Here is a 7,003-nt window from a genome sequence, read left to right as displayed (position 1 = left end):
GCGAGCTAAAGAGGATGACTAATCGGCAAAGTCTGAGTGAGAAATTAAGATTTCCATCTCTACTTCGCATAAGCCCTCTTTGAAAGTGGTCTCGACAATATCGGCATTCTTAACCATTGCTTGGACGTATGTGCGTACAGTTGATCTTTGAACCATCATATTTTTAATGGTATCTTGCCCATCTATACGAACACCTTTGACTTTTTCTGCAATAGCTCTATACGCGTCAGCAATAGCCGCTCTTTTTGCAAGAGCATAAGCTTGAGCAGGAGATGATGTGTTCATAGGAGCTACACCTTGACCGATAACGGATATATGCATAGTTCTGTTCTTTTTTAGAACCTCTTCTTTAGCTGCAGCAGCAGCTAACTCCTCTTCTCTCTCGGCTTTGGCAACTGCCAGCTCTTCTACAGCTCTCTTGCTCTCTTTTTTTGCTTCGTTTGCCTGAGCAGTAGCCTCTGCAGCCTCTTCTTTTGCCGCTGCAACTTCGGCTCTTACTTTAGCAAGCTCTGCATTCGTCTGCTCAATCACTGTAGTATCTACGGTCTGAACTTTGTCTGCTCCTAAAAGTGTAGAAACACTAAAAAGCATTGCGACTAGTATAGAATATTTCATTGTCTTTCCCTTGACATGGTTTTTATGCTCCATCGGTAGCAATAATTATTCCAATTCGTTTGAGTCAAGCAGAGAGTTTTCTCCCTCTTCCTCATCTTCATCTTCAATAGGCTGTTTTGGACAACGAGAAACACTTATGACATCGTCGCCTTTTACTATATATACACCGCTTGTATTTCTGCTTGATTTTGAGATGGTCTGCATATCTACTCTAATCATCTTGCCCTCTTTGGTAAGAGCCATCATATCCATGCTCTCATCCACCATTAGACATCCGACAACGTGCTTGCCTGTCTTTGGAGTCATCTTCATAGCGATAACACCGCTTCCGCCACGGTTTGTCAGGCGGTATTCGCCGGCATCTGTACGTTTGCCTATACCTTTTTCGCTCACAACCAAGATCTCCTCTTCGTCATTTGCGATTATGTTTGCATCGACTACTTCATCTGAAGCGTGCTTGAACTTGATACCTCTTACACCTCTTGTATTTCTACCCTGGTCACGCGTTTTTTCTATGTCAAACTTGATACATTGTGCAAGCTTGGTCATTATAAAGAGGTATTTAATGCTCTTGTCAGCGATTTTTGCAGTGATGATAGAGTCGTCATCGTCAAGGCTGATAGCTCTTACGCCGTTGCTTCTGATGTTTGAGAATTCGCTTAAGTTGGTTCTCTTAACAACACCTTTTTTGGTGAAGAACACAAGTGATTTCTCATCGCTGAAGTCAGTTGTCGGGTTGATGGACTGGATCTGCTCATCAGCTACAAGGTTAAGCAGGTTAACGACCGCTTTTCCTTTTGCCGTTCTGCTTCCCTCAGGTATCTTGTAGACCTTCAGCCAGTGGAGCTGCCCGCGGTCTGTGACAAATAGAAGCGTATCGTGAGTATTGCACGTGAAGAATCTCTCTATAAAGTCATCTTCATAGGTAGTAGCGGCAATTTTGCCTTTACCGCCTCTTTTTTGCTTCTCATACTGCGCAAGAGGAACTCTTTTGATGTAGCCTCTGTGTGTGATCGTCACGACCATAGGCTCATTAGGGATAAGGTCCTCTACGTCGATATCATCATAGTCATCTTCGATGTCCGTTCTTCTTTCGTCCGTATAGGTAGCAAGGATCTCGTCAAACTCTTGGTCAATTATTCCGTGCAGAACCTCTTCACTCTTTAAGATAGACTCTAGGTACTCAATAAGCTCTAGAATCTCTCTAAGTTCGTTCTCGATTTTTTCACGCTCTAGACCTGTTAGCTTGCCAAGACGCATATCGACAATGCTTTGAGCCTGAATTTGCGAAAAGTCAAACTCAGAGACCAAATTGTCTCTTGCATCTTCGATGTTCTTGCTTGATTTGATGACTCTTATGATCTCATCTATAATATCAAGAGCTTTTTTGAGACCCTCTAAGATGTGCGCTCTCGCTTTTGCTTTTTCAAGGTCAAAGATGGTGCGGCGGATAATAATGGTTTTACGGTGATTGATAAAGTGCTTCAGTATATCGATAAGACCGAATATTCTCGGCTCCTGATTAAGGATAGATAGCATGATGATACCGAACGTCACCTGCATGCTTGTCTGCTTGAAGAGGTTGTTTAGGACTATCTCGCTCATAGCGTCTTTTTTAAGCTCTATAACAACACGGATACCGTCACGGTCAGATTCGTCGCGTATCTCTGAGACACCCTCTATCATTTTGTCTTTTACAAGGTTTGCAATGCTCTCTATAAGACGCGCTTTGTTTACCTGATAAGGAAGTTCATCAATGACGATAACGTCTTTATTCCCTTTTTTTTCAATATGAGTCTTTGCGCGTACCTTTATACGTCCGCGACCGCTCTCGTAAGCGTCGATGATCCCTTTTTTGCCGAAGATCGTTCCGCCTGTAGGAAAGTCCGGAGCTTTGATGTGCTCCATCAGGTCGTAGAGTTCGATATCAGGGTCTGCCAAAAGCGCTTTTAGACCCATCATAACCTCTTTTGGGTTATGTGGAGGGATGTTCGTCGCCATACCTACGGCAATACCTGAAGAGCCGTTAATAAGAATGTTCGGTACGCGTGTAGGCATAACGTCAGGCTCAACCGTGGTGCCGTCGTAGTTATCTATCATGTTGACCGTGTTCTTTTCAAGGTCTTTTAGAAGCTCGCCTGCATACTTTGTCATTCTTGCTTCCGTATAACGCATAGCAGCAGCGCTGTCACCGTCAACCGAACCAAAGTTACCCTGACCGTCAACAAGCTCCATTCTCATAGAGAAGTCCTGAGCCATACGAACTAGAGCATCATATACCGCAGTATCACCGTGCGGGTGGTACTGACCGATAACGTCACCGACGATACGCGCAGATTTTTTAAACTTCGCTCCGTGAGAAAGACTCAGTTTATCCATCGCGTAAAGGATTCTTCTGTGAACCGGCTTGAGTCCGTCACGCACATCAGGAAGCGCACGACCGACGATTACACTCATAGAGTAATCAAGATAGCTGCTTTGAAGAGTCTCTTCAATGTTTATGCTCTGTATATTATCGTTGTTTAACAAGTTGCCCATGTATAACACCTACTCTTTATAAATTGAAAAATTAATTCTATGGATGATACCTTATTGTCGCTTAAGAGTTACGTAAAAGGATTAAAGTTTCTCATCAAGTTTTAGATGGTGTAAAAATGTGTTGCAACTTGATGAGAAATTAAGGAGAGAAATGAGATGAGTCACTGCAAAGATGGTGCCTTTGCAGTGATATGTTTAGTGTTTTTATGTATTAAAATGCAACCATTGCCATCAACAGAAGCTGACCATCTGTGTCTCTATTTGAATTAGCAGGATCATTTTGGCTACCACTATATTTAGTATGTGAATACTCTAAAACAAAGCGCACATTTTGTGCTCCATAGTATTCAACACCTCCAGAGATGATTGATTGATCATCAGTAAGATTGAGAGTTTTATCTTTAAACTCACTAGATAAGTAAGCTATTTTTAAGCCTATATTGTTAATAGGGTTTATTTGTGCATCAAATGAGAAACCTGTATCTTCCATTTTTGAAGCTCCTATTATTCCGCCTGCCGTATATTTATTTTTAATTACCGCAGCTCCCGTTAGCATTAGCGGCATCCCAGCGACGGCAGTCTCTATCTGCATATCTATACCGCTAGATTCTCTATCTAATGCATTAGCATCAGAAGCCCAAACTATTCCTGTTAACTGGCCTTGAGCAGTAGGATCTATTATATCTCCACCTATATAATATCCACCGGCAGCAACAGTAGTGCCTGCAAGATTAAACTCATACGCCGCTCTTGCAAAAGTTTTATATCCTTCTGTCTCTACGCTAATGGCTTGACCATAACCCGGCACATATTGACCTACGGTCGCATATAACCCATGCCCATAGTAGTAAACCTGAGCACCTGAAGCAGATCCTTGACCTACCCCAGTTTTTTGCAAGATATTTGTCTTATTGCGATTTTCAAACTGACGAATAGGTCTAAATAAACCTGATGAGTAAATTTCTGTTCCTGAAAACACACCTAAAGCATCTGTATTAAAAAGAGTCACGCCAAGACGACCAAGACTAAAAGTATCTGTAAAAGTTAATTTACCGCTAAACCCCAATCCTGAGCCTTCGCTTACATAACTACCGGGAATAGGATTACCATTTGCATCCACTTCTTGAACTACATCGTTAGAGCCGTTAGCCACCTCAAATGAACCTCCGATATTGTCGGCAATTTTTCCGCCTATTAAAATGGCAGATTCATCAAAAATTTCTGAGAGTGAATTATCATTCCCCGGAGTATCACTGTTTGTATCGACATGACGAGCTTTAATCACAACACTAATACCTAAGTGCTGAGGAAGAGACAAACCTGCGTTTGACTCGCTTTTGAGCTCTTGTTGTCCGCCTGTCATAGTAAAACCGGACATCTTAAACTCTCTACCAAAAGAGTTAAGTTTTGGCATTGATTGAAAGTGGCATGACATACACTCCATGTTCATCTGTCTGGCAAAAGCAGGATTAGCCTCAACTGCTGTGGCACACATTATAGATAAACTAACAATAGATATGATTTTCTTTGTTGAAAATCTTTTCATTGCAAATCCTTTTATATAAAAATATTATGAATAAATTAAGTATATCCATAAGTAAAAACTATATAACAATAAATTTTAAAGTTTGCTTAAATCACTGTTTTTAGGGAATTATGGCACAATAGTGTCAAATGATTAAAAAATAAGCAGTTTTTTGTCATATTGTGATTTTGGATGGTATATAATTTGACAGACTAAAAAAAAGGATTGAAAGATGAAGAGGTTTTTGTTAGGTATGTTGGCTGTACCGTCTTTTGTGTTGGCAGAGGATGTGTTAAGCAGTGGAGATACAGCTTGGATGTTGGTTGCTACTGCATTTGTCATGCTTATGACTCCTGCAGGATTGGCGCTTTTTTACGGCGGTTTGACTCGTTCTAAGAACGTATTGAACACTATTGGTATGAGCTTGGGTGCTTATGCGATCGGTACATTGGTTTGGGTTTTAGTCGGCTACTCTGTTGCTTTTGGTGAGGGTGATATTATAGGAAGCGGCAAGCTGCTCTTGTCCGGAATTACATCCGAGACTCTAAGCGGAACTATTCCTGAGCTTCTTTTTGTGGCATTTCAGGGAACATTTGCGGCTATTGCGGTTGCGATTGCCAGCGGATCTATGATAGAGCGCGTAAAGTTCTCTACATATATACTATTTGCGGCACTATGGATCATAGTTGTCTATGCACCTGTCACACACTGGGCATGGGGTGGCGGAGAGACTCTTAACTTTGGAGAGATGGACTTTGCAGGAGGAACTGTTGTTCACTTAAATGCGGGTGTGGCAGGACTTGTGGTCGCTCTTATACTTGGCAGAAGAAGAGATTACGGCAAGGTAGCTATCAAGCCGTTCTCTCCTGTCTTGGTGGCGCTCGGTGCAGCACTTCTATGGTTCGGATGGTTCGGTTTTAATGCGGGTTCGGAGTTGGCGGCAGACGGTGTTGCGGCATCTGCGTTCTTGGTGACAAATGTTGCGGCGGCACTTGGCGTTATCGGATGGATCATAGCTGAGTGGTTCGTATATAAAAAGGCTACGATAGTTGGAGGTGCTTCAGGTGCGGTTGCAGGTCTTGTCGCAATTACTCCTGCTTCAGGAAGTGCGGGAGTTGAGGGCGCTATAATCATCGGCTTAGTCGGCGGTATCTTGGGATTCTTTGCTGTTGCAAAACTCAAAAATATGTTTAAAGTGGATGACTCACTGGATGCTTTTTGGATTCACGGTTTGGTCGGTATCTGGGGCTCGATCGCTACGGCAATATTTATCGCTCCTTATGCAATGCCTGAGGCTTACGATATGGTTTCTCAGTTGGTGAGTCAATTTAAGGCGATAGGGCTAACCATAGTCTATAGCGCTATAGCAACAGCAGCCGTCTACTTTTTAGCATCAATGCTTACAGGCGGCGGAAGAGTAGATGATGAGAGTGAAACAAGAGGGCTTGATGAGACCGTTCACGGAGAAAAAGCGCTAAATCTATAATATTGCAACGCTATACTTAAATATAGCGGTTGCTTAAAACCATAAAAATGGTTACAATTTTAAACTTAATTTGGAGATACATTATGAAAAAAGTAGAAGCTGTTATAAAGCCTTTTAAACTAGAAGATGTAAAAGATGCATTGGCGGAGATAGGTATAACCGGTATGACTGTAAGCGAAGTAAAGGGTTACGGACGTCAAAAGGGACATAGTGAACTTTACCGCGGTGCAGAGTATGTAGTAGATTTTCTTCCAAAGATAAAGATGGAGATGGTCGTTGATGACGATAGCGTAGAGCAGGTGACCAACACAATAGTGGAAGCTGCCAGAACAGGGAAGATCGGAGACGGTAAGATATTTGTCACGGATGTTGAAAAGATCATCCGTATTCGTACCGGAGAGTCTGATAGCGAGGCTATATAAACTAACGTTACACGCTAAAACGAACAAGTCCGTTTTAGCGGGAGGGACTAAAGTCCCTTCCAACCCCCTAAAGCTACGAAAAACAAGTTTTTCGAGAATTAGAAGTGTCGTTGTGGCACAAAACGAAGTTTCTTTAGAAAAGCTAGCCGCATAGAGCGGCAGATATAATTAATTTTATTAAACTACAGAAGAGGAGTCTGTTCCTTTTCTCTTTAACAACTGATTAATTTTTAATCAGTTTAATAAAAATCCGCACAGTTTCTAAGCTATAATTTCCTTTAATTTTTCATAAGGACTTTATATGCTGGAGACAGATTTTAAATACATCCTCGATACCTTCTTTACACTCTTTACAATGACGCTTATCATCTTTATGGTTCCCGGCTTTGCAATGCTTGAAGCAGGATTGGTCAGAAC

Annotated in this window: 6 protein-coding genes; 3 read left to right on the top strand and 3 right to left on the bottom strand. The window is 41.9% G+C overall.

What is annotated here, in order from left to right; translation table 11 throughout:
• Positions 1-18 precede the first annotated feature (18 nt).
• The 3 genes from RBR61_RS07750 to RBR61_RS07740 all read right to left on the bottom strand — a co-directional run bounded on the left by RBR61_RS07750 (position 19) and on the right by RBR61_RS07740 (position 4,699).
• Complete coding sequence (locus RBR61_RS07750) at positions 19-615, bottom strand: LPP20 family lipoprotein (RefSeq protein WP_320343326.1); 597 nt, start codon at positions 613-615, stop codon at positions 19-21.
• A 45-nt stretch (positions 616-660) separates the two neighbouring features.
• Positions 661-3,153 (bottom strand): DNA gyrase subunit A, encoded by a 2,493-nt coding sequence (gyrA, locus tag RBR61_RS07745; protein ID WP_320343324.1) that lies wholly within the window; start codon positions 3,151-3,153, stop codon positions 661-663.
• A gap of 211 nt (positions 3,154-3,364) precedes the next feature.
• Entirely contained in the window at positions 3,365-4,699 is a 1,335-nt protein-coding gene (locus tag RBR61_RS07740; protein WP_320343323.1) for a hypothetical protein, read from the bottom strand.
• A gap of 211 nt (positions 4,700-4,910) precedes the next feature.
• Between RBR61_RS07740 and RBR61_RS07735 the strand changes: the two genes are divergently transcribed.
• The 3 genes from RBR61_RS07735 to RBR61_RS07725 all read left to right on the top strand — a co-directional run.
• On the top strand, positions 4,911-6,164 hold the full coding sequence (locus RBR61_RS07735) for an ammonium transporter (protein WP_320343321.1): 1,254 nt from the start codon (positions 4,911-4,913) through the stop codon (positions 6,162-6,164).
• 83 nt (positions 6,165-6,247) lie between these two features.
• On the top strand, positions 6,248-6,586 hold the full coding sequence (locus RBR61_RS07730) for a P-II family nitrogen regulator (RefSeq protein ID WP_137013698.1): 339 nt from the start codon (positions 6,248-6,250) through the stop codon (positions 6,584-6,586).
• Between the two features lie 301 nt (positions 6,587-6,887).
• Positions 6,888-7,003 (top strand): hypothetical protein (locus tag RBR61_RS07725; RefSeq protein ID WP_320343330.1); only part of this gene is annotated, 116 nt, incomplete at its 3' end.

The organism is Sulfurimonas sp., from assembly GCF_034005705.1.
Classification (GTDB): domain Bacteria; phylum Campylobacterota; class Campylobacteria; order Campylobacterales; family Sulfurimonadaceae; genus Sulfurimonas.
The sequence above is the reverse complement of the archived record's forward strand: the minus strand, read 5'-3'. Positions and strand labels throughout refer to the sequence as shown.

Bases quoted from the DNA above. Each gene is read 5' to 3' on its own strand.
- RBR61_RS07750 (WP_320343326.1), bottom strand. From the start codon at position 615: ATGAAATATTCTATACTAGTCGCAATGCTTTTTAGTGTTTCTACACTT.
- gyrA (WP_320343324.1), bottom strand. From the start codon at position 3,153: ATGGGCAACTTGTTAAACAACGATAATATACAGAGCATAAACATTGAA.
- RBR61_RS07740 (WP_320343323.1), bottom strand. From the start codon at position 4,699: ATGAAAAGATTTTCAACAAAGAAAATCATATCTATTGTTAGTTTATCT.
- RBR61_RS07735 (WP_320343321.1), top strand. From the start codon at position 4,911: ATGAAGAGGTTTTTGTTAGGTATGTTGGCTGTACCGTCTTTTGTGTTG.
- RBR61_RS07730 (WP_137013698.1), top strand. From the start codon at position 6,248: ATGAAAAAAGTAGAAGCTGTTATAAAGCCTTTTAAACTAGAAGATGTA.